This is a genomic window from Piscinibacter defluvii (assembly GCF_004011805.1).
GTDB classification, from domain to species: Bacteria; Pseudomonadota; Gammaproteobacteria; order Burkholderiales; family Burkholderiaceae_C; genus Piscinibacter; species Piscinibacter defluvii.
Genome location: NZ_RCHJ01000013.1, coordinates 12,779 through 32,540, shown reverse-complemented (window position 1 = coordinate 32,540; position 19,762 = coordinate 12,779). Strand labels below are relative to the sequence as shown.

The following is a 19,762-nucleotide window of genomic DNA, read 5'->3' as shown; positions in this document are numbered from 1 at the left end:
GCAGGGGCGGCTGCCTAGAATCCGGCCCGTGGACCGCGTCCTGAACCTCAGTGCCTACCGCTTTGTCGCGCTGGCCGACCTGCCGGGCTGGCGCGAGCGCGTCCTCGTGCACGCGGCCGGCCTGAAAGGCACGGTGCTGCTGGCCGAGGAAGGCATCAACCTGTTCCTGGCCGGCCCGCCCGACACGCTGCGCGGCTTCGTGGCCTGGCTGCGTGCACAGCCGCCGTTCGCGGGCCTGGAGACCAAGGAGAGCTGGTCCGACGAACTGCCGTTCCGCCGCCTGAAGGTCAAGGTCAAGCGCGAGATCATCCGCATGAACCACCCGACCATCCGGCCGCAGCAGCGCCGCGCGCCAATGCTGGACGCGCGGACGCTGGCGCGCTGGCTCGACACCGGCCGCGACGACGCCGGCCGCGAGGTGGTGACGCTGGACACGCGCAACGCCTTCGAGGTGGACGCCGGGCGCTTCACGGGGGCGCTCGACTGGCGCCTGGCACGCTTCAGCGACTTCCCCGCCGCGGTTCGGGCGCAGGCCGCGGCGCTGGCCGGCAAGACGGTGGTGAGCTATTGCACCGGCGGCATCCGCTGCGAAAAGGCGGCGCTCCTCCTCGAGGAAGCCGGCGTCGAGTCGGTGTGGCAGCTCGACGGCGGCATCCTGAAGTACCTCGAGCAGACCGGCGGCCGGCATTTCGAGGGCCGCTGCTTCGTGTTCGACGAACGCCAGCTGCTCGACGCCGCGCTGCAGCCGGCCGGCCCGGCGTAAGCTGCCGCCGCCCGGCACGACCGAACCCGGAGGAGCCGGCCGATGAACCAACCCGCCACCCTGCTCGACGAGTACCGCCGCGTGCGCGCGCACAGCCAGTGGCTGGCCGCGCCGCTCGCGGCCGAGGACTGCCAGGTGCAGTCGATGCCGGACGCCAGCCCCGTCAAGTGGCACCTGGCGCATGTCACCTGGTTCTTCGAGACCTTCGTGCTGGAGCGCCACGAGCGCGGCTTCCGCGCCTTCGACGAGCGCTTCCGGGTGCTCTTCAACAGCTACTACCAGGGCGTGGGCGCGATGCATCCGCGCCCGCAACGCGGCCTGATCCTGGCGCCCACGCTGGACACGGTGCAGCGCTGGCGCGCGCAGGTGGACGAACGCATCGCCGAGCTGCTGCAACGCCATGGCGACGACCCTGCCGTGGCCACGCTGGTGCGGCTGGGCCTGCAGCACGAGCAGCAGCACCAGGAGCTGATGGTCACCGACCTGCTGCACGCGCTCTCGTTCAACCCGGGCCATGCGCCGTGGTCGGCGCAGTGGCCGCAGGCGCCGGCTCCGGCGCGAGCGCTGGCCTGGTTCGGCTTCGACGGCGGCCTGGTCGACACCGGCCACGACCCCGCACGCGACGGCGCGTTCTGCTTCGACAACGAGACCCCGCGCCACCGCGCCTGGCTGGCGCCGTTCGAGATCGCGTCGCGGCCGGTGAGCAACGGCGAGTTCCTGGCGTTCATGCACGACGGCGGCTACACGCGGCCCGAGCTCTGGCTCTCGCTCGGCTGGGACTGGGTGCGTGCCGGCGCGCGCCGCGCGCCGTTCTACTGGCGCGAGCAGGACGGGCACTGGCTGCAGCACCAGGTGCATGGCCTGGTCGGACTCGACCCCCATGCCAGCGTGTGCCACCTGAGCCACTTCGAGGCCGACGCCTATGCCCGCTGGGCCGGTGCGCGGCTGCCCACCGAGCATGAATGGGAGCTGGCCGCGCGCCAGGGCGATGGGCGCCTGCATGGGCTGTTCGGCGAGGTGTGGCAATGGACCGCCTCGGCCTACCTGCCCTACCCGGGCTTTCGCCCGCTGCCCGGCGCGGTAGGCGAATACAACGGCAAGTTCATGAGCCAGCAGCAGGTACTGCGTGGCAGCTCCTGGGCCACGCCTGCGGGCCACGCCCGCGCCAGCTACCGCAACTTCTTCCCGCCCGAGGCGCAGTGGCAGTTCAGCGGGCTGCGCCTGGCGCGGGATCGGTGATCAGGCGATCCAGGCGAAGTCCGCGCTCGAGACCCCCGTCGCGCCGTTCAGCACTGCCAGCAGGCTCAGCTCCGCGGCCTCGACGGCCGCCTCCTCGCCGGCCGACACGAAGCGGTAAAGCGCGACGCCCTCGTCGACACGGACCGCAAACAGCGTGGCCTGCCCGGCCGCGTAGTCTGCGCTGGCCGAGCCGATGGCGGCTGCCGCGGACGCCAGGTTGGCGGCCGGACCCTCGGCCATGAAGCCGGACACGAGCTCTGCCGCCGGCGCAAAGCCGCCGGGTGCGCCGGCGACGGTGGCCCCGTCGATCACCAGGTCGCCGTTGCCGAGGGCGAGGCCGGACTGGTCGATCGCGATCCGGTCGCTGCCGGAGACAAAATCGAGCAGTTCGTCCGCCGTCGCGTTCCACAGCTCGAAGCGGTCGTGGCCGGCGCCGCCGGCCAGGCGGTTGGCGTCGAAGCTGCCGCGCAGGGTGTCGTCGAAGGCGCTGCCGCGCGCGCCGCGGAAATGGGACAGCTGGTCGCTGCCGAATCCGCTCGCACTGCCGGCCTCCAGGTCGACCCGCACCGCAGCAGTGGCATTCGCGTAGCTGACGGTGTTCTGGCCGCCGATGCCGTCGAGCCGATTGTCGCCCGCATTGCCGGCGATGGTCACGTTCGAGACCCGGCAGGTCACGTCGAGGTCCGCACTGCCGGTCAGCGTGATGGTCTCGATCCAGCCCCAGCCACCGTCGACGGATGCCGAGGACAGCACGCGGTCGGTGCCACCGTCCCAGTCCTCCTGGAGGTAGTCGCCGATGTCGTCCACCAGGTAGACGTCGTCGCCGGCGCCGCCGACCAGCGTGTCTGCGCCGGCCCGGCCATCCAGCCGGTTCGCGCCGGCGTTGCCGCGCATGGTGTTGGCCGCGGCGTTGCCGGTGGCGTTCAGGTTCTCCGTGCCGAGCAGCGTGATCGTCTCGATGCCGTTCCACAGCGCCGCGATGCTGACGCTGCTGAGCACCGAGTCGCCCAGGGAGCTGCCACTGTCGAAGACGACGTCGCCGGCGTTGTCGACCATGTAGCCATCCTGCCCCTCGCCGCCCTTCAGCGTGTCGGCCCCGGCGCCGCCGTCCAGCAGGTTGGAGTCCGCGTTGCCGCTCAGCGTGTTGTCCAGCGTGTTGCCGATCAGCTCGCGGCCGATGGCGCCGGCCCGCAGCACGCCGTTCTCGACGTGGTCCGGCAAGGTCATCGCCACCAGGGTGCGGATGGTGTCCGTGCCGGCGTTGGCGGCCTCGATCACCTGGTCTCTCCCGAAGTCGATCAGGTAGGTGTCGTCCCCCGCGCCGCCGTACAGCAGGTCGAAGCCTTCGCCACCGTCGAGCAGGTTGGCGCCGGAGTTGCCGACGAGCAGGTTGTCCCGGGTGTTGCCCGTGGCGTCGACGGACGCCGTGCCGGTGAGGCGGAACTGCTCGACGTTGTCGGCCAGCACCCCCCCGATCGCGCTGTAGACGACGTCGGTGCCGGCGTTCCAGGCCTCCACGACCTGGTCGGCAGCGGAGTCGACGAGGTAGACGTCGTCGCCGAGCCCGCCGCTCAGCGTGTCGGCGCCGGCACCGCCGTCCAGGCGGTTGTCGCCGGCGTTGCCCTCGAGGTGGTTCGCGGCCGCATTGCCCGTTCCCCACAGCGCGGCGCTGCCGCTGAGCAGCAGGTCCTCGAATTGCGCGGCAAGGGTCCAGCTCACGCTGCTCGTCACGCGGTCGGTGCCGCCGCCGCTGGCCTCGACCAGCACGTCGAAGCGGCTGTCGACGAGGTAGGCGTCATCGCCCCGCCCGCCGCTCAGCGTGTCGGCACCGGCACCGCCGTCCAGCAGGTTGGCAGCGGCGTTGCCGGTGATCTGGTTGGCCAGCGTGTTGCCGGTGCCCGCGATCGCCAGGTTGCCGGTGAGCTGCAGGTTCTCGACGTTGGCCGCGAGCCCGTGCGACACGCCGGTGCGCACCTGGTCGATGCCGCCGCCGGCCAGTTCGACCACCCGGTCGCCGGCCTGGTCCACCACGTAGCGGTCGTCGCCGGTGCCGCCTTGCAGCGTGTCGGCACCGAGGCCCCCGTCGAGCAGGTTGGCCGCCGCGGTGCCGACGAGCCGGTTCGCGCAGGCATTGCCGGTGGCGTTCAGGGCGGTCCCGGAGAGCGTCAGGGTCTCGATGGCCGCCGCGCCGAGCGTGTAGTCCACGCTGGCGATCACGCTGTCGATCCCGCCGGCATCGGCCACGATCACGTCGAGCGCGTCACCGACCAGGTAGCGGTCGTCACCCGCACCGCCGTCCAGGCGGTCTGCGCCGAGGCCGCCCTCCAGCGTGTCGCTGCCGGCGGCACCTTCGAGCGTGTCGTTGCCCGACCCGCCGCGCAGATGGTTGGTGGCGGCATTGCCGACGATGCGGTTGGCCAGCGCGTTGCCGGTGCCGTCGAGCGCGGCGCTGCCGCCGAGCTGCAGGTTCTCGAGATGGGCCCCCAGGGTCACCGCGAGGCTCGTGAGGACGGTATCGCGCCCGCCGCCCGGGGCCTCGACGATCACGTCTCCCGCCTGGCGCAGCACGTAGGTGTCGTCGCCGAGGCCGCCGCGCATCGTGTCGTTGCCCGCAGCGCCGTCGAGCCGGTTGGCGTCGTCGCTGCCCACCAGCAGATCCGCAGCGCTGCCGCCGATGGCGTTCTCGATGTTGCCCAGCGTGTCGTTGCCCTCGCCGCGGCCGGTGCCGGCGGCGAGGTTGATCTGCACTGCGGTCGTGGCGTGCACATAGCGCACCGTGTCGATCCCGGCGCCGCCGTTGATCAGGTTGTCGCCGGCGCTGCCGGCAAGCGTGTCGTCGCCCGTCGAGCCGAGCAGGTTCTCCACCGATCGCAGGCGCAGCACCCCGCCGGAGGAATCGCCCTGCCGGATCACCTGGCCGGTGCCCAGGTCGGCCGACACCGCGCCGTACATCGCCTGGAAGGTGTCGATGCCCGCACCGCCGTCGAACAGGCCGGACATCGAGCCGCTGCCGATGGTGTCGTCGCCCGTGAGCCCGAGCACCGTGCCGCCGCCCGTGCCGTGGAAGAGATCGTTGCCGGCCAGCACGTAGGCGTAGAACTGCGCCTCGCCGTTCGGTGTCGGCACCAGCTGCTGCAGCCGGGCCGCGTCGAGACTCAACCCGGTGATGTCGTAGACCGCGAACGGACCGACCGTCATGTAGATGCGATCGACCGTGCCGTGCACCTGCGGGTTGCTGGTGGTGCCGGTGTAGGTCAGCGTGCCGTAGAAGGTCTGGGTCTTCTCGGCATCGCTGAGGGTCAGCTGGCTCGCGCCCCCCGTGGCATAGAAGGTGGTCCAGCGGGGCGGGTTCGCGAAGTCGAACGAACCCGACATCACCACGGTGGCCATCGATGAATCCCCCTGTTCGCCGCGGTCGTTGCCGCAGCGCTGTTGTGTCGTCGGCAGGTGCCGATTCTAGGCGGCTCCCCGCGCCTCACTCGCGCAGCGCCTCCAGCACCTCGGAGCGGAACTCGCGCTGGTAGAGGATCCACACCACGCCCGCCGTCGCGATGGCGAACACCAGCGGCGAGAAGAACCAGCCGATCGCGGCGAACGCGAAGTAGTAGCCGCGCAGCCCGTCGTTGAAGGTCTCGGCGGCCATCGCCACCACGCGCCCGGCACGTTCGGCGAAGGCCTCGCGCTGCGCCTCGCCGGCGGCGCCCATCGCGTTGAGCTTGTCGCGCTCGGGCGCCGCGGCCACCAGCAGCGCGCCGAAGGTGTACTGGCGCATCGACCAGGTGAAGCGGAAGAAGGCGTAGACGAAGATGCCCAGCAGCAGCACCACCTTCAGGTCGAACACCAGCACCGAGGTGCGCGCGGCGAACGGGATCTCGCGCACCAGCTCGCTCGCCTTCTCGGTGGTGCCCAGCACCGCGAGCAGGCCGCCGATGATCAGGATGGTGGTGGAGGCGAAGAACGACGGGCTGGTCGACAGGCTCTGGATCACGATCCCGTCGATCACCCGCACCTCGCGGTAGGTGGACTGCAGCATCCACTGGCGGCGGATGCGGTTGGTGGTGTCCAGCACCGAGGGCTGCGCGGTGCTGCGCCGCTTGGCGAACACCACGTAGCCGCCCCAGCCGGCAAAGAAGAACAGCAGCGCCACCCAGTCCGTCCAGGGCAGCAGCGCGAGCACCTTGATCGCCGGCTCCATGGCCGGGGACTGTAGCTCAGGCCGTCTTCAGCGCCCCGGCCACGCGCAGCAGCGCGTTGACCACGTTCTCGACGGCGGCCTGCTGCTTGGCGTCCTTCAGCGCGCCGTGCTCGTCGAAGGCCTCGTTCGCCCGGGCCAGCGCGAACTGCTGCGGCACCGCCAGCATCGCGAACGTCATCGACAGGAACTGCTTGGTGTAGTTGAGTGAACGCAGGCCGCCGAGCAGGCCGGGCGACGCAGCGAGCATGCCGAGCGGCTTGTTCGCCGTGGTGCCCAGGCCGGAAGGCTTGCCGTCCTCGGGCTGCAGGCGCGACAGCCAGTCGAAGCTGTTGATCACCAGCGGCGTCGGGAAGCCGTTGTACTCGGGCGTCGAGAGCAGCACGGCGTCGCTGGCCAGCAGCGCGTCGCGCAGCGCGCGCGCGCCGGCCGGCACGCCCTGCGCCTTCTCGAGGTCGCCGTCGTACAGCGGCAGCGCGAGCGCGCGCAGGTCCAGCGGCGCGACCTCGGCGCCGGCGCGCCGCGCCGCCTCGGCAGCCACCGCGGCCAGCTTCTTGTTGAACGAGCCCTGCCGTTCGCTGCCCGACAGCAGCAGCACGCGCACGCCGCTCATGGGCGCCTCACTTCGCGAAGCCTGCAACCGCCTCGGCGATGCGTTCGCCGAAGGCCCTGGCCGTCTTCAGGTCGCCCGGCACCATCTCGTCGACCGAGGCGTCCGAGGGCGTGGCGGTGATCAGGCCGGCGTAGCCGCCCAGGTTGTTCAGGTCGTCGCGGGTGTGCGCCTTGGCATTGCTCGGGTGCATGCCGGAGCCGACCCAGAACATGCCGTGCTGCTGCGACAGGGTGAAGAAGTAGGTGATGGTCGAGAACTTGTCGCCGTTGAGCGTGGCCGAGTTGGTGAAGCCGGCGGCCAGCTTGTTGCGCCAGACCTTCATGAACCAGGGCTTGGACGAGGCGTCGGCGAACTTCTTGAACTGCCAGCTCGGGCCGCCCATGTAGGTGGGCGCGCCGAACACGATGGCGCTCGCGGCCGCGAGCTGCTCCCAGCCGCCCTCGGGCAGGTTGCCCTCGGGGTCGATGGCCAGCAGCGTGCCGCCCGAGCCCGCGGCCACGGCCTCCGCGACCTTCTTGGTGTGGCCGTAGCCGCTGTGGTAGACGATGACGATCTTCGACATTCGACTTCTCCGTCGTGAGGGGGTGATGAAGGTTCAGGCCGCGAGGTCGAACACGATGACCTCGGCGTCGCGGCCCTCGGCCAGCTGCAGGCGCGACTCCTCGGTCAGCGCCAGCGCATCGCCTGCACGCAGCCGCTGGCCGTTGGCGGACAGCTCGCCGCGCACCAGGTGCACGTAGCTGCGCCGCGCCGGGTCGAGCACGAGCTCGGCATTCTCGCCAGCGTCGAACAACCCGGCGTACATGCGGGCATCGGCATGGATGGTCACCGAGCCGTCGGCGCCGTCGGGGCTGGCCACCAGGCGCAGCCGGCCGCGCTTGTCGGCCGCGTCGAAGCGCTTCTGCTCGTAGCCGGGCTCGATGCCGAGCTGGTCGCGGTCGGGCAGGATCCAGATCTGCAGGAAGTGCGTGGTGGCGTGCGGCGCGTGGTTGAACTCGCTGTGCAGCACGCCGCGCCCGGCGCTCATGCGCTGCACGTCGCCGGGGCGGATCACGCCGGCGTTCGCGCCGCCGGCCGTGCCGTTGCCCATGCTGTCCTTGTGCGCGAGTTCGCCCTCGAGCACGTAGCTGATGATCTCCATGTCGCGGTGGCCGTGCGTGCCGAAGCCGGTGCCCGGCGCGATGCGGTCTTCGTTGATCACCCGCAGGTTGCCGAAGCCCATGTGCTTCGGGTCGTGGTAGTCGGCGAAGGAGAAGCTGTGGAAGCTCTTCAGCCAGCCATGGTCCGCGTATCCCCGTTCGCAGGATTTGCGCAGCGCGATCATGAGTCCTGATCTCCGAGTGAAGTGGTGGGGTCGATGGAGCCAATGTAGGGGCCGCCTGCGGCGCAGGGGGGGCGCGGGCTTGAAGCTCGCGTTCAAATAAGATGAAGGCCTTTCTCCCCCGCCTGCCCGCCCATGCCCGACCGCCGCAACGTGCTGACGCCCGAAGCCCTGGCGATGATGGACACCATCGCGCGCACCGGCAGCTTCGCCGCCGCGGCGCGCGAACTCGGCAAGGTGCCCTCCGCGCTGACCTACAACGTGCGCCAGCTCGAGGACGCGCTCGACGTGCTGCTGTTCGACCGCAGCTCGCGCCAGGCCCAGCTCACCGCCGCGGGCGAGGAACTGCTGCACGAGGGCCGCCGCCTGCTGACCGAGATCGACGCCGTGGCCAACCGCGTCAGGCGCGTGGCCACCGGCTGGGAGACGCAGCTGACGGTCGCGGTCGACGGCGTGATCTCGCAGGTCACCGTGTTCGAGCTGTGCGAGGCCTTCTTCACCGCCTCGCGCGAGCAGGCCGAGGGCCAGGGCACGCGGCTGCGCCTGCGCACCGAGGTGCTGGCCGGCACCTGGGAGGCGCTGCTGTCGGGCGAGGCCGACCTGGCGATCGGCGTCGGCCCGCGCACCGCGCCGCCGGCGGGCATCGAGTACGCGCCGCTGGGCGAGCTGGAGTTCGTGTTCGCGGTCGCGCCGCACCACCCGCTGGCCGCGGCACCCGAGCCGATCAGCGACACCGAGCTGCTCAAGCACCGCGCCGTCGCCGTCGCCGACTCGGCGCAGCGACTCGCGCCGCTGACCGTCAACCTGCTGCCCGGCCAGGACGTGCTGACGGTGGCCAGCACCGAGGCCAAGATCGAGGCACAGCTGCGCTGCCTGGGCTGCGGCTTCATCCCCGAGCCGATGGCGCGTTACCACCTCGAGGCCGGGCGACTGGTGGCCAAGCAGGTGCAGCGCCATCGCCAGCCCGCCGCGATGGGCTATGCCTGGCGCTGCGGCACCGGGCCGAAGGGCCAGCGTGCGCCGCTCGGCCTGGCGCTGCAGTGGTGGCTCAAGCAGCTCGACAGCCCGGCCACGCGGCGTGCGCTGCTCGAGCGCCACGCCGGACCCTGGGGAGGATGAACGGCGGATGACGCCGTACGTCGGTCGCTTCGCCCCCTCGCCCACCGGGCCGCTGCACGCCGGCTCGCTGGTGGCCGCGCTGGCCTCGTGGCTGGATGCGCGCGCACACGGCGGGCGCTGGCTGGTGCGGCTGGAGGACGTGGACGGACCGCGCTGCGTGGCCGGCGCCGACCGGCTGATCCTGCAGCAACTGGCCGCCTGCGGCCTGCGGCCCGACGAACCGCCGGTGTGGCAGTCGCAGCGCGGCGCGCTCTACCAGGACGCGCTCGACACGCTGGTGGCCGCCGGCCGCGCCTACCCCTGCGGCTGCACGCGGCGCGACATCGAGCTGGCCTGGGCGGCACGCGGCGTGGCGCGGCCACGCCACGGCGAGCTGGTCTACCCGGGCACCTGCCGCGCGGGCCTGCAGGGCAAGCCGGCGCGCGCCTGGCGGCTGCACTGCGAGGCCGGCGTGGTGGACTGGCACGACCGGCGCCTCGGGCTGCAGCGGCAGGACGTTCAGGCCGAGGTCGGCGACTTCGTGCTGCGCCGCGCCGACGGCCTGTGGGCCTACCAGCTGGCCGTGGTCGTCGACGATGCGGCGCAGGGCATCACCGACGTGGTGCGCGGCGAGGACCTGGCCGACAACACGCCGCGCCAGATCCTGCTGCAGCGTGCGCTCGGCCTGCCCACGCCGCGTTACCTGCACACGCCGCTGGTGCTCGGCGACGACGGCGAGAAGCTGTCGAAGCAAAACGGCGCGCGGGCCCTCGAGCTGTCCGAGCCGCTGGCGGCGCTGCGTGCCGCAGGCGCGGTGCTCGGCCTGCAGGTCGACGGGGCCGACACGGCCGGCTGGCTCGGCGCTGCCGTCCGCGCCTGGCGTGCCACCTGGGGCCCACTATGATGGCGCCCCTTCCCGCACCCGAGGACCCGCCATGATCACCACCGCATCCGGCCTGCAGTACGAGGACACCGTCGTCGGCACCGGCCCCGAGGCCAGCGCCGGCCGCCACGTCAGCGTGCACTACACCGGCTGGCTGCACGAGAACGGCGCCAAGGGCGCGAAGTTCGACAGCAGCAAGGACCGCGGCGACCCGTTCGACTTCCCGCTCGGCGCCGGCATGGTGATCCGCGGCTGGGACGAGGGCGTGCAGGGCATGAAGGTCGGCGGCACGCGGGTACTCCTGATCCCGCCGCAACTCGGCTACGGCGCGCGCGGCGCCGGCGGCGTGATCCCGCCGAACGCGACGCTGCTGTTCGAGGTCGAGTTGCTCGGGACATGACCATCCGGTACGACATCGTCCACACGACGGTGTACCGCTACCGCGAGCCGGTGCGCTTCGGCGAGCACCGCGTGATGTTCCGCCCGCGCGAGAGCCACGACCTGCGCGTGCTGGCCACCGACCTCGAGGTCAGCCCGCAGGCCGAGGTGCGGCTGATCCAGGACCCGCACTCCAACTCGGTGGCGCTGGTGCAGCCGCTCGCGCCGGCCGCCGAGCTGCGCATCGTCTGCACCTTCACGATCGAGCACGCCCACAGCCACAACCTCGAGCTGCCGCTGGCGCCCTCGGCCGAGCACTTTCCGTTTGCCTACTCGGTGGAGGAGCGCTTCGACCTGGAGCACTACCTGCGCCCGCACCACGACGACCCGGACGGCAAGCTCACCGCCTGGGCGCGCCAGTTCATCCGCACCGACGGCCCGACCGGCACGCGCGAGCTGCTGGTGCAGATGAACCAGCACATCCGCGACCACTTCGAGTACGCCGCGCGCGACGAGGAAGGCACGCAGGGGCCGTTGGAGACGCTCGAGCGCGGCCGCGGCAGTTGCCGCGACTTCGCGCTGCTGATGATGGAGGCCGCACGCCGGCTCGGCGTGGCCACGCGCTTCGTCTCCGGCTACCTGTACGACCCGGCGCTGGACGACACCGCCGCGGCAGCGGCGGGCGAGCCCGAGACGCTGGGCGCCGGCAGCACCCACGCCTGGCTGCAGGCCTACCTGCCGGGCGCCGGCTGGGTGCCGTTCGACCCGACCAACAACCTGCTCGGCGGCTACTCGCTGATCCGCGTCGGCGTGGCGCGCCACCCCGGCCAGGCGGCGCCCGTCGCGGGCACCTGGTACGGCGCCGCCGACGCCTACCTGGGCATGGACGTCCAGGTGCAGGTGCGTCGCCAGCGCTGATGTAGGACCTGTCCTACAGCGCCACGGTGCGGCGCCTGATTCAATCGGACACGCTTCGTTGCCACCATCGGTATCCCGAAGGACCGTCGCCGTGCCCGCCTTGAAGACCTACATCGTCGAAGACAGTCCCGTCATCCGCGAGAACCTGATCGCGACGCTGGAGGAGATGGCCCCGGTGCAGGTGGTCGGCAGCGCGGAGGACGAGCGCGGCGCGCGGCTCTGGCTCGACGACCCGGCGCACGACTGCGACCTCGTGATCGTCGACATCTTCCTGCGCCAGGGCTCCGGACTCGGCCTGCTGCAGGCGCTGCAGGCCACCGGCCGCGCCTGCAAGCGCGTCGTGCTGAGCAACTTCGCCACGCCCGACCTGCGCCGGCGCTGCCTCGCGCTCGGCGCCGACGCGGTGTTCGACAAGTCCAACGACATCGAGGCGCTGCTCGACTGGTGCGCCGGGCTCGCGGCGGGCCGCGGCACCGCATGAGCGGTGCACGCGGCGGGCCGTCACTGGATCAGGCCGTTCTTCACTGCGTAGTAGGTCAGCTCGCTGTTGGAGGCGAGCTTCATCTTCTCGAGCACACGCGAGCGGTAGGTGCTGACCGTCTTGACCGACAGCGACAGCGCCTCGGCCAGCTGGCCCACCGTCGCGCCGCGCGCCAGGTGCAGGAAGACCTGCAGCTCGCGCTCGGACAGCAGCTCGTGCGGCAGCTTCTCCGCGCCCGGGTTCAGCGTGTCGGCCAGCAGCTCGGCCACCGCCGGCGTGATGTAGCGCCGGCCCAGCGCGAGCGTGCGGATCGCCTTGACGATCTCCTCCGGGTCGCATTCCTTGTTCAGGTAGCCGCTCGCCCCCTGGCGCAGCAGCGTGGTCGCATACTGCGCCTCCGGGAAGCCCGACAGGATCAGCACCGGCAGCTGCGGTGCACGCGCCTTGATGGCCGCCAGCGCATCGACGCCGCCCTGCCCGGGCATGCTCAGGTCGAGCACCATCACGTCGATGTCCTGCGCACGCAGCAGGTCGAGCGCCTCGCGCGCGCTGGCCGCCTCGCCGACCACGCGCAGGTCCACCTGCTCGGAGAAGAACTGCCGCAGCCCGGTGCGCACGATGGCGTGGTCGTCGACGATGGCAACTCGGATCATGATGGGGCCCTCGGCCGGAGAGTGTAGATGCTCGACACCTCGCGTCAGATCGCTACGCGGCTGCGTCGCAGCGCCTTCGCCTTCCCGCTCGCGGCGCTTGCGGCGCTGGCGCTGCTGTTCGTCAGCGAGAGTTCGTACTGGCGCGCGCGCGGCTCGATGAACGAGCTCGGCGCGCTGGGCCAGGCACGCAGCGCGATCCAGGCGCTGCACCGCCTGATGCTCGACGCCGAGACCGGCCAGCGTGGTTACCTGCTGACCGGCCGCAAGGAGTACCTCTCCCCCTACCGGGAGGCCAACGAGGAGCTGCAGGGCACCCTGAAGCACCTGCGCGCCCACTACGCCGGCGGCGCCCAGCAGGCCACGATGACCGAGCTGGACCAGCTGGTGCAAGGCAAGATGTCCGAGCTGGACACCTCGCTCGCGCTGTACGACCAGGGCAAGGAGGAGAACTGGCGCGCCCTGCTGTCCACCGACATCGGCAAGGAGCAGATGGACCGCATCCGCGCCTTGTCGGAACAGCTGCTGGCGCAGGAGTCGCGCAAGGTCGAGGCCAGCCGGCGCGACGTGTACGACACGCTGCAGCTCAGCCGCATCGGCGTCGGCACGCTGGCCGCGCTGGCGCTGCTGGCGGTGTACCTGTACCTGCGCCAGTCGGCGGCGCTGGAGCGCCAGCGCGCGCAGCAGGCCCGGGCCATCCAGGACGAGCGCGACCAGCTCGAGCGCCAGGTGCAGCGCCGCACCGCGCAGCTGGCCGAGCTGGCGCGCCACCTGCAGACCGCGCGCGAGGACGAGCGCAGCCACCTGGCGCGCGAGCTGCACGACGAGCTCGGCGCGCTGCTGACCGCCGCCAAGCTCGACGCGGCGCGCCTGAAGACGCGCGTGGCGGGGCTCGGCCCCGAGGTGCAGGAGCGGCTCGCGCACCTGACGCAGACGCTGAACAGCGGCATCGCGCTGAAGCGCCGCATCATCGAGGACCTGCGCCCCTCGGCGCTGTCCAACCTCGGCCTGGTGCCGGCGCTGGAGAACCTGACCAGCGAGCATGCGCAGCGCTCCGGACTCGACATCGAGGCGCGCCTGGCCGAGGTGGCGCTCGACCCGGCCGCCGAGCTCACCGCCTACCGCCTGGTGCAGGAGGCGCTGACCAACATCAGCAAACATGCCGGCGCGCGCCGCGTGACGGTGCTGCTGCAGGGCACGCCGGACGGCCAGGTGCGCGTGGCCGTCGAGGACGACGGCTGCGGCTTCGACCCGGCCACCAGCAAGCCCTCCTCGCACGGTCTGCTGGGCATGCACTACCGCGTCGAGTCCGCCGGCGGCCGGCTGCGCATCGACGCCGCCCCGGGTCGCGGCACGCGGCTCGAGGCCCTGCTGCCGGCGCGCACAGGCTGAGCCGGACGGCGCCGGCCGGGCGACGGGGCGCCGTCCTACACGGCGATGCGGCCCGCGGCGATGTCCGCCGTGGCGCGTGCTTCCTAAGCTGGAGTCATCACGAACCCAGCCCCACGGAGGCCCGCCTTGCTGCACTACGCCGTCGTCTTCTTCGTCATCGCGCTGATCGCGGCGCTGTTCGGCTTCGGCGGCATCGCCGCCAGCGCGGCGGGCATCGCCAAGATCCTGTTCGTCCTGTTCGCCATCCTGGCCGTCGCGAGCTTCGTGATCGGCCTGTTCCGCTAGTCCCGTCCCGCTAACCTGTCAAAGGAGTTGCATCATGACCATGACCCCCCGCACCGCCGCCCGTCGCGTCGACGACGCCCTGCAGACCGTGGCCGACCAGGCCGATGCCGTGCAGGCGCAGGCCGCGCCGGCGCTGCTGCGCGTGGCCGAGCAGGCCGGCGCGCTGCTCGAGCGCGGCGCCGATGTCGTGCGCGACGGATCGCGCCAGCTGCGCGACGGCGCGCTGCGCGCCTCCGACCGCACCGTCGACTACATCCGCGACGAGCCGCTCAAGTCGGTGCTGATCGCCGCGGCCGGCGGTGCGGCGCTGATGGCCCTGGCCCAGCTGGTCAACCGCCGGCGTCGCGCCGACTGAGCCCGGGCCGCGCCATGCCGAGCACGCTGCTGTCGATGCTGGCCCAGCGCCGCCCCGAGGCGCTGGCCGAGCAGCTCGCCCGTTGCGGCGAGCTGATCGGCGCGGAGCTGGCCGAGTCGGCGGCGCGCTGGCAGCGCCGCCTCGCCTGGCAGGCCGCCGCCGGCGCCTTCGCGCTGCTGGCGCTGATGCTCGGCGGCACGGCGGCGCTGCTCGCGGCCCTGCCCACGCGCGCCGACGCGGCGCTGCCGAGCGCCTTCTGGGCCGTGCCGGGTGGCGCCGCCGTGCTGGCCCTGCTGTGCGGCCTGGCTGCCGGCCCGGCCCCCGCCGGGCCGCGCCTGGCGCAGCTGCAGGCACGCCTGGCCGAAGCCGTCGAGCCCGCGGCGGACGGCGCGTCCGGTACCGCTTCGCCGGCCTCGGCGCCGGACGCCCTGTCCGCGGTCGGCGCGCTGGCGGCCGATGCCGGCCGGGAGGCGCTGCGCCCGTTCGCGCGGCAGCACCCGGTGGCGCTGGTCACGCTGGCGGCGGCCGGCGGCGCGCTGCTGGTCGTCACGCGGCCGTGGCGGCTGCTCGCCTCGCCCGAGGTCTCGCGCCTGGGCGTGAGGCTGGGCGGCCGCTGGCTCGAGCGCCAGGGCGGCGCGCTGATCGCCGAACTGCTGACCGCGGTCCCTGCCGGGCGCCCGGGCCCCGGGCGATGAGCGATGAGCGGGCTCTGGAGCCTGTTTCTGCTGGCCCTGCTGGCGTTCGTGGTCGCCGTCGTGCTGGCCCTGCGCGGCATCGGTCTCGGGACGCGCTCGTCCGACGACAAGGGCGCCAACGAATGAACCCCGACAACACCCCTTCCACCACCGCTCGAAAGGAGCACACCATGCAAGTCCGTCATGCCCTCGCCGCGGCGCTGGCCGCCACCACCCTGATCGTCCTGCCCGGCTGCGCCGTCACGCGCGGTCAGTCGACGGTGGGCGAATACATCGACGATTCGACCATCACCACGCAGGTCAAGGCCCGCATGGTGGAGGACAAGCAGGTCGACGCCGCCGCGATCAGCGTCGAGACGCTGAACGGCACGGTGCTGCTGTCCGGCTTCGCGAAGAGCTCGGCCGAACGCGACGCCGCGGAGAGCATCGCCCGCGGCGTGAAGGGCGTGAAGGCCGTGAAGAACGAGATCAGCGTGCGCGCGGCCGGCTGAAGCCGGCGCCCGGCCGGCCGCCCGGCTTGCGCGGGGCGAACGGCTTCTTGCCGAACGGCGGCCGTTCGCCGAAGCGCCCGGGCTCACGCGCCGGGCGCGGCGCATGCAGGCGCGGCGCCGGCTGGCGCGGCTCCAGGCCGGCCACGGTGGCCACCGGGATGTCCTGCGTCGTGAACTGCTGGATGCGGCGGATCATGCCGGCATCCATGCGCTCGGCCAGCGTGATCGCCAGGCCCTGGCGGCCCGCGCGGCCGGTGCGGCCGATGCGGTGCACGTAGTCCTCGGCCTTCATCGGCAGGCCGTAGTTGATCACGTGGCTGATGGTCGGCACGTCGATGCCGCGCGCGGCCACGTCGGTGGCGACGAGCACGCGCAGGTGGCGGTTGCGCAGGCCCTGCAGCACGCGGTTGCGCCGGCCCTGCGGCATGCCGCCGTGCAGCGAGGCCACCGCGTGGCCCATGTCGGCCAAGCGGTCGGCCAGCCAGTCGGCATCGCGCTGCGTGCTGGTGAAGATCACCGCCTGCTCGAGGTCGCGCTCGGTCAGCAGGTGCTCGAGCAGCGCGTTCTTGTGGCCCGCGTCGTCGGCCCAGTGCAGGCGCTGCTCGATGTGCTCGTGGGTGTCGGTGTGCGAGGCCACGTCGATGCGCTGCGGCTCGCGCAGCAGGTTGGCCGCCAGCCGGCCCACGTGGCCGGCGAAGGTGGCGCTGTACATCAGCGTCTGGCGTTGCGCGGGCACGTGGTCGGCGATGGTGTTGATGTCGTCGATGAAGCCCATGTCGAGCATGCGGTCGGCCTCGTCGAGCACCAGGGTCTCGACGTGGTCGAGCACCGCCTTGCCGGTCTGCAGGTGGTCGAGCAGGCGGCCGGGCGTGGAGATCAGGATGTCCAGCGGGCCGCGCAGGGCCTTGATCTGCGCCGGGTACGGCACGCCGCCGACGACGGTGGCCACGCGCAGGCCCGGGACGTGGCGGCCGTAGCTGTCGGCCGCCTTCGCGACCTGCATGGCGAGTTCGCGTGTCGGGCACAGCACGAGGATGCGCGGGCCGTACACCACACCCTTCTCGCGGCGCTTCGTGTTGTCGCCGCGCGCGGCGAGCACGCGCTGCAGCGCCGGCAGGATGAACGAGGCGGTCTTGCCGCTGCCGGTGCTGGAGGAGACCATCAGGTCGGCGCCGGCGAGCGCCGGCGGGATGGCCTTGGCCTGCACCTCGGTGGCGGTGCTGTAGCCCGCATCGGCAACAGCGCGGGTGAGGGCCTCGTGCAGGCCCAGGGAAACGAAACTCATGGCAGTCTTTCGAGCATGAACGGCCGCGCTTCGGCGCCGGCCGTGGAGAGGTCGCGGTGTGCGACGGCATCGCCGCCGACCGGGACCCGCACGAAAGTGCTGCGGGAGACCTGGAGTGGTCAGAGGAGACGAACGAAAAGCCGGCGCAGTGCGCCGGCCGAGAAGCGCATTGTAGCCGCTTGTGCGCTGGTCTGCTGCGGCGCAGCAAGCCGCGGGGTCCGCGTGACGTCCGTCAAGCCCGCTGGGGCCTGGAACTGGCAGACTGCGGCCCCATGCGTGAAAGCCCCGCCCTCGTCGAATCGCGCCGCTTCGGCACCCGCAGCGTGCCCTGGCTGCGCCCGCTGGGCTGGCTGATCGCGGGCTGGCGCGACTTCATGCGTTGCCCCGTGCCGGGCCTGCTGCACGGCCTGCTGTGCGCGCTGTTCGGCGGCACGCTGTTCTGGGTCGCGCGCAACCATTTCTGGCTGCTGTCGGGTGCGTTCTCGGGCTTCCTGATCGTCGCGCCGATCGTCGCCACCGGCCTGTATGCCATCAGCCGGGCGCTCGAGCGCAACGGCCGCGCCAGCCTCGCCGACGCCCTGGCGGCCTGGCGCCCGCGCGACGGCCGCCTGATCGTGTTCGGCCTGCTGCTGGCCTTCGCCGGCACCGGCTGGGTGATGACCTCCGCGGCGCTGATCACCGGCTTCACCAGCGCGCCGGTTCGCAACCCGATCGAGTTCCTGCGCGTGGTGGTGCTGGCCGACCAGGGCTACCTGTTCGAGGCCTGGCTGGCGCTGGGCGGCGTGCTGGCCGCCCCGGTGTTCGCCTCCAGCGTGGTGGCGATCCCGCTGCTGCTGGACCGCGAGATCGGCGTGCTCGGCGCGGTCTTCACCAGTTGGCGCGTGGTGATGGAGAACCCGGTGCCGCTGGCACTGTGGGCCGGACTCCTGCTCGGCCTGACGCTGGCCGGCATGGCCACGCTGATGATCGGGCTGGTGGTCGTCGTGCCCTGGCTCGGGCATGCGAGCTGGCACGCCTACCGCGACCTGGTAGACACCTCCGGCCTGGCCGAGCGACCCTAGGGCGGCACCGGCGATGTTCGGCTACACCGAAGAGCAGATCTCGCAGTTCGGCCTGACGGTCGGCGTCACGGCCTTCATGGTGTACATGGTGTTCATCATCCTGCAACTGGCGCGCGAGTCCAAGGCGGGGCGCTTCGGCACCTTCGTGCTGCTGCTCGGCCTCGGGGTCGGGCTGATCGGCTTCGCGGCCAAGGGCCTGATCAAGTACTTCCTCGCGGGAGTGGGCGATTGAACACCGCCGCGCTGCGCCATGCCTGGTACGACGACCTGCTGGCCTTCGGCACAGGCACGCTGTTCATCGCCATCGGCGTGGTGATGTTCTCGCACGCCGGGCTGCTGACCGGCGGCACCGCGGGCCTGGCCTTCCTGGCCCACTACGCCAGCGGCATCGGCTTCGGGCCGCTGTTCTTCCTCGTCAACCTGCCCTTCTATGCGCTCGCCTGGAGGCGCATGGGTCGGGCCTTCACGCTGAAGACCTTCGCGGCCGTGAGCCTGCTCGCGCTGCTGACCAGCGCGGTGCCGCGCTGGGCCGGCTTCGCGACGCTGGACCCGTGGTTCGCCGCCATCGCCGGCGGGCTGCTGATGGGGGCGGGCTTCCTGATGCTGTTCCGCCACCACGCCAGCCTGGGCGGGTTGAACGTGCTGGTGCTGTGGCTGCAGCAGCGCTTCGGCTGGCGCGCCGGCTGGGTGCAGATGGGCATCGACGGCGTGATCCTGCTCGGCGCGCTGGCGCTGTTGCCGCCGCAGCGCGTGGGGCTGTCCATCGTCGGCGCGCTGGCGCTGAACCTGACGCTTGCGCTGAACCACCGGCCGGGGCGCTACGCGGCGTTCTGAAAGAAAAAGGGGCCTGGTGCGCGACCAGGCCCCGGTGGAACGCGCGACGCGCGTTCAGCCCATGTGCAGACCGCCGTTGCAGGAGAAGTCCGCGCCGGTCGTGAAGCCCGAATCCTCGCCGGCCAGCCAGCCGACGATCGAGGCGATCTCCTCCGGCGTGCCCAGGCGCTTGACCGGGATGCCGGCGATGATCTTGTCCAGCACGTCCTGGCGGATCGCGCGGACCATGTCGGTGCCGATGTAGCCCGGGCTGACGGTGTTCACCGTCACGCCCTTGTTGGCCACTTCCTGCGCCAGGGCCATCGTGAAGCCGTGCATGCCGGCCTTGGCGGCCGAGTAGTTGGTCTGGCCGAACTGGCCCTTCTCGCCGTTCACCGAGCTGATGTTGATGATGCGGCCCCAGCCCTTCTCGAGCATGCCGTCGATCACCTGCTTGGTGACGTTGAAGAGGCTGGTCAGGTTGGTCTCGATCACCGCGTCCCAGTCGGCACGGCTCATCTTGCGGAACACGCCGTCGCGCGTGATGCCGGCGTTGTTGACCAGCACGTCGACCGTGCCGTACTCGGCCTTGACCTTCTCGAAGGCGGCGACGGTGGAGTCCCAGTCGCCAACGTTGCCCACCGAGGCGTAGAAGTCGTAGCCCAGCGCCTTCTGCTCGGCCAGCCACTTGGCGTGGTCGCGGCTCGGGCCGCAGCCGGCGATGACCTTGAAGCCGTCCTTGTGCAGGCGCTGGCACATCGCGGTGCCGATGCCGCCCATGCCGCCGGTGACGTACGCGAGTTTCTGAGCCATTTGTCTTCTCCTGGTTGAATCCGTTGGTGGTGGGAA

Annotated in this window: 24 protein-coding genes; 16 read left to right on the top strand and 8 right to left on the bottom strand. The window is 71.9% G+C overall.

The window, feature by feature from the left end:
- The first annotated feature begins 28 nt into the window (after nt 1-28).
- Complete coding sequence (locus tag D9C15_RS19655; protein WP_128000169.1) at nt 29-763, top strand: sulfurtransferase; 735 nt, start codon at nt 29-31, stop codon at nt 761-763.
- 42 nt (nt 764-805) lie between these two features.
- The gene (gene egtB / locus D9C15_RS19650; RefSeq protein ID WP_128000168.1) at nt 806-2,002 is read left to right on the top strand and encodes an ergothioneine biosynthesis protein EgtB; all 1,197 of its coding nucleotides are present in this window, start codon (nt 806-808) and stop codon (nt 2,000-2,002) included.
- Here the strand turns inward: egtB and D9C15_RS19645 are convergent, their stop codons facing one another.
- From D9C15_RS19645 to D9C15_RS19625, 5 genes are all read right to left on the bottom strand, one after another.
- Nucleotides 2,003-5,392, bottom strand: a complete 3,390-nt coding sequence (locus D9C15_RS19645; RefSeq protein WP_128000167.1) for a beta strand repeat-containing protein — start codon at nt 5,390-5,392, stop codon at nt 2,003-2,005. It lies immediately after the preceding gene.
- Nucleotides 5,393-5,477: 85 nt separating this feature from the next.
- Nucleotides 5,478-6,197 carry a DUF599 domain-containing protein gene (locus tag D9C15_RS19640; protein WP_128000166.1) on the bottom strand — a complete coding sequence of 240 codons (720 nt, stop codon included), beginning with the start codon at nt 6,195-6,197 and terminating at the stop codon, nt 5,478-5,480.
- A 16-nt stretch (nt 6,198-6,213) separates the two neighbouring features.
- Nucleotides 6,214-6,807, bottom strand: a complete 594-nt coding sequence (locus D9C15_RS19635; protein ID WP_128000165.1) for an NADPH-dependent FMN reductase — start codon at nt 6,805-6,807, stop codon at nt 6,214-6,216.
- A 7-nt stretch (nt 6,808-6,814) separates the two neighbouring features.
- Nucleotides 6,815-7,369 carry a flavodoxin family protein gene (locus tag D9C15_RS19630; RefSeq protein ID WP_128000164.1) on the bottom strand — a complete coding sequence of 185 codons (555 nt, stop codon included), beginning with the start codon at nt 7,367-7,369 and terminating at the stop codon, nt 6,815-6,817.
- 33 nt (nt 7,370-7,402) lie between these two features.
- On the bottom strand, nt 7,403-8,131 hold the full coding sequence (locus D9C15_RS19625; RefSeq protein ID WP_128000163.1) for a pirin family protein: 729 nt from the start codon (nt 8,129-8,131) through the stop codon (nt 7,403-7,405).
- A gap of 132 nt (nt 8,132-8,263) precedes the next feature.
- Between D9C15_RS19625 and D9C15_RS19620 the strand changes: the two genes are divergently transcribed.
- The 5 genes from D9C15_RS19620 to D9C15_RS19600 all read left to right on the top strand — a co-directional run bounded on the left by D9C15_RS19620 (nt 8,264) and on the right by D9C15_RS19600 (nt 11,886).
- A complete protein-coding gene (locus tag D9C15_RS19620; protein WP_128000162.1) occupies nt 8,264-9,247 on the top strand; it encodes a LysR family transcriptional regulator in 984 nt (327 codons plus the stop codon).
- A 7-nt stretch (nt 9,248-9,254) separates the two neighbouring features.
- Nucleotides 9,255-10,130 (top strand): tRNA glutamyl-Q(34) synthetase GluQRS, encoded by an 876-nt coding sequence (gluQRS, locus tag D9C15_RS19615; RefSeq protein ID WP_128000161.1) that lies wholly within the window; start codon nt 9,255-9,257, stop codon nt 10,128-10,130.
- A 31-nt stretch (nt 10,131-10,161) separates the two neighbouring features.
- Nucleotides 10,162-10,509, top strand: a complete 348-nt coding sequence (locus D9C15_RS19610) for an FKBP-type peptidyl-prolyl cis-trans isomerase (protein WP_128000160.1) — start codon at nt 10,162-10,164, stop codon at nt 10,507-10,509.
- Entirely contained in the window at nt 10,506-11,405 is a 900-nt protein-coding gene (locus D9C15_RS19605) for a transglutaminase family protein (RefSeq protein WP_128000159.1), read from the top strand. Before D9C15_RS19610 ends, D9C15_RS19605 begins: the two co-directional genes overlap by 4 nt.
- A 91-nt stretch (nt 11,406-11,496) precedes the next feature.
- On the top strand, nt 11,497-11,886 hold the full coding sequence (locus D9C15_RS19600) for a response regulator (RefSeq protein WP_112184426.1): 390 nt from the start codon (nt 11,497-11,499) through the stop codon (nt 11,884-11,886).
- Between the two features lie 20 nt (nt 11,887-11,906).
- Here the strand turns inward: D9C15_RS19600 and D9C15_RS19595 are convergent, their stop codons facing one another.
- Nucleotides 11,907-12,539: a response regulator gene (locus tag D9C15_RS19595; protein ID WP_128000158.1), complete on the bottom strand. Its 633-nt coding sequence runs from the start codon at nt 12,537-12,539 to the stop codon at nt 11,907-11,909.
- Nucleotides 12,540-12,566: 27 nt separating this feature from the next.
- On the opposite strand from D9C15_RS19595, the gene D9C15_RS19590 reads away from it, so the two are divergent.
- The 6 genes from D9C15_RS19590 to D9C15_RS19570 all read left to right on the top strand — a co-directional run bounded on the left by D9C15_RS19590 (nt 12,567) and on the right by D9C15_RS19570 (nt 15,754).
- Entirely contained in the window at nt 12,567-13,928 is a 1,362-nt protein-coding gene (locus tag D9C15_RS19590) for a CHASE3 domain-containing protein (RefSeq protein ID WP_128000157.1), read from the top strand.
- A 126-nt stretch (nt 13,929-14,054) separates the two neighbouring features.
- Complete coding sequence (locus D9C15_RS19585; protein WP_128000156.1) at nt 14,055-14,213, top strand: DUF1328 domain-containing protein; 159 nt, start codon at nt 14,055-14,057, stop codon at nt 14,211-14,213.
- A gap of 34 nt (nt 14,214-14,247) precedes the next feature.
- A complete protein-coding gene (locus tag D9C15_RS19580; RefSeq protein WP_128000155.1) occupies nt 14,248-14,568 on the top strand; it encodes a hypothetical protein in 321 nt (106 codons plus the stop codon).
- A gap of 14 nt (nt 14,569-14,582) precedes the next feature.
- Nucleotides 14,583-15,263, top strand: a complete 681-nt coding sequence (locus D9C15_RS19575) for a serine/threonine-protein kinase (protein WP_128000154.1) — start codon at nt 14,583-14,585, stop codon at nt 15,261-15,263.
- 3 nt (nt 15,264-15,266) lie between these two features.
- Entirely contained in the window at nt 15,267-15,389 is a 123-nt protein-coding gene (locus D9C15_RS34375) for a hypothetical protein (RefSeq protein WP_259372611.1), read from the top strand.
- A gap of 44 nt (nt 15,390-15,433) precedes the next feature.
- Nucleotides 15,434-15,754: a BON domain-containing protein gene (locus tag D9C15_RS19570; RefSeq protein WP_128000153.1), complete on the top strand. Its 321-nt coding sequence runs from the start codon at nt 15,434-15,436 to the stop codon at nt 15,752-15,754.
- On the opposite strand, the gene D9C15_RS19565 is transcribed toward D9C15_RS19570, so the two are convergent.
- Nucleotides 15,732-17,039, bottom strand: a complete 1,308-nt coding sequence (locus D9C15_RS19565) for a DEAD/DEAH box helicase (protein ID WP_128000152.1) — start codon at nt 17,037-17,039, stop codon at nt 15,732-15,734. The genes D9C15_RS19570 and D9C15_RS19565 overlap by 23 nt on opposite strands.
- A gap of 272 nt (nt 17,040-17,311) precedes the next feature.
- On the opposite strand from D9C15_RS19565, the gene D9C15_RS19560 reads away from it, so the two are divergent.
- The 3 genes from D9C15_RS19560 to D9C15_RS19550 are packed head-to-tail and all read left to right on the top strand — an operon-like array spanning nt 17,312 to nt 18,934.
- Entirely contained in the window at nt 17,312-18,100 is a 789-nt protein-coding gene (locus D9C15_RS19560) for a DUF2189 domain-containing protein (RefSeq protein ID WP_128000151.1), read from the top strand.
- Between the two features lie 13 nt (nt 18,101-18,113).
- The gene (locus tag D9C15_RS19555) at nt 18,114-18,332 is read left to right on the top strand and encodes a DUF2788 domain-containing protein (protein WP_128000150.1); all 219 of its coding nucleotides are present in this window, start codon (nt 18,114-18,116) and stop codon (nt 18,330-18,332) included.
- On the top strand, nt 18,329-18,934 hold the full coding sequence (locus tag D9C15_RS19550; RefSeq protein WP_240668480.1) for a YitT family protein: 606 nt from the start codon (nt 18,329-18,331) through the stop codon (nt 18,932-18,934). The genes D9C15_RS19555 and D9C15_RS19550 overlap by 4 nt, the downstream gene beginning before the upstream one ends.
- Before the next feature lie 54 nt (nt 18,935-18,988).
- On the opposite strand, the gene D9C15_RS19545 is transcribed toward D9C15_RS19550, so the two are convergent.
- Nucleotides 18,989-19,726 carry a 3-ketoacyl-ACP reductase gene (locus D9C15_RS19545; RefSeq protein ID WP_128000149.1) on the bottom strand — a complete coding sequence of 246 codons (738 nt, stop codon included), beginning with the start codon at nt 19,724-19,726 and terminating at the stop codon, nt 18,989-18,991.
- Nucleotides 19,727-19,762 lie beyond the last annotated feature (36 nt).

What these genes read in the sequence shown, in the direction of transcription:
- egtB (WP_128000168.1), top strand. Translation starts at nt 806, where the DNA reads ATGAACCAACCCGCCACCCTGCTCGACGAGTACCGCCGCGTGCGCGCG.
- D9C15_RS19645 (WP_128000167.1), bottom strand. Translation starts at nt 5,392, where the DNA reads ATGGCCACCGTGGTGATGTCGGGTTCGTTCGACTTCGCGAACCCGCCC.
- D9C15_RS19640 (WP_128000166.1), bottom strand. Translation starts at nt 6,197, where the DNA reads ATGGAGCCGGCGATCAAGGTGCTCGCGCTGCTGCCCTGGACGGACTGG.
- D9C15_RS19635 (WP_128000165.1), bottom strand. Translation starts at nt 6,807, where the DNA reads ATGAGCGGCGTGCGCGTGCTGCTGCTGTCGGGCAGCGAACGGCAGGGC.
- D9C15_RS19630 (WP_128000164.1), bottom strand. Translation starts at nt 7,369, where the DNA reads ATGTCGAAGATCGTCATCGTCTACCACAGCGGCTACGGCCACACCAAG.
- D9C15_RS19625 (WP_128000163.1), bottom strand. Translation starts at nt 8,131, where the DNA reads ATGATCGCGCTGCGCAAATCCTGCGAACGGGGATACGCGGACCATGGC.
- D9C15_RS19620 (WP_128000162.1), top strand. Translation starts at nt 8,264, where the DNA reads ATGCCCGACCGCCGCAACGTGCTGACGCCCGAAGCCCTGGCGATGATG.
- gluQRS (WP_128000161.1), top strand. Translation starts at nt 9,255, where the DNA reads ATGACGCCGTACGTCGGTCGCTTCGCCCCCTCGCCCACCGGGCCGCTG.
- D9C15_RS19610 (WP_128000160.1), top strand. Translation starts at nt 10,162, where the DNA reads ATGATCACCACCGCATCCGGCCTGCAGTACGAGGACACCGTCGTCGGC.
- D9C15_RS19605 (WP_128000159.1), top strand. Translation starts at nt 10,506, where the DNA reads ATGACCATCCGGTACGACATCGTCCACACGACGGTGTACCGCTACCGC.
- D9C15_RS19595 (WP_128000158.1), bottom strand. Translation starts at nt 12,539, where the DNA reads ATGATCCGAGTTGCCATCGTCGACGACCACGCCATCGTGCGCACCGGG.
- D9C15_RS19590 (WP_128000157.1), top strand. Translation starts at nt 12,567, where the DNA reads ATGCTCGACACCTCGCGTCAGATCGCTACGCGGCTGCGTCGCAGCGCC.
- D9C15_RS19580 (WP_128000155.1), top strand. Translation starts at nt 14,248, where the DNA reads ATGACCATGACCCCCCGCACCGCCGCCCGTCGCGTCGACGACGCCCTG.
- D9C15_RS19575 (WP_128000154.1), top strand. Translation starts at nt 14,583, where the DNA reads ATGCCGAGCACGCTGCTGTCGATGCTGGCCCAGCGCCGCCCCGAGGCG.
- D9C15_RS34375 (WP_259372611.1), top strand. Translation starts at nt 15,267, where the DNA reads ATGAGCGGGCTCTGGAGCCTGTTTCTGCTGGCCCTGCTGGCGTTCGTG.
- D9C15_RS19570 (WP_128000153.1), top strand. Translation starts at nt 15,434, where the DNA reads ATGCAAGTCCGTCATGCCCTCGCCGCGGCGCTGGCCGCCACCACCCTG.
- D9C15_RS19565 (WP_128000152.1), bottom strand. Translation starts at nt 17,039, where the DNA reads ATGAGTTTCGTTTCCCTGGGCCTGCACGAGGCCCTCACCCGCGCTGTT.
- D9C15_RS19560 (WP_128000151.1), top strand. Translation starts at nt 17,312, where the DNA reads ATGCGTGAAAGCCCCGCCCTCGTCGAATCGCGCCGCTTCGGCACCCGC.
- D9C15_RS19555 (WP_128000150.1), top strand. Translation starts at nt 18,114, where the DNA reads ATGTTCGGCTACACCGAAGAGCAGATCTCGCAGTTCGGCCTGACGGTC.
- D9C15_RS19545 (WP_128000149.1), bottom strand. Translation starts at nt 19,726, where the DNA reads ATGGCTCAGAAACTCGCGTACGTCACCGGCGGCATGGGCGGCATCGGC.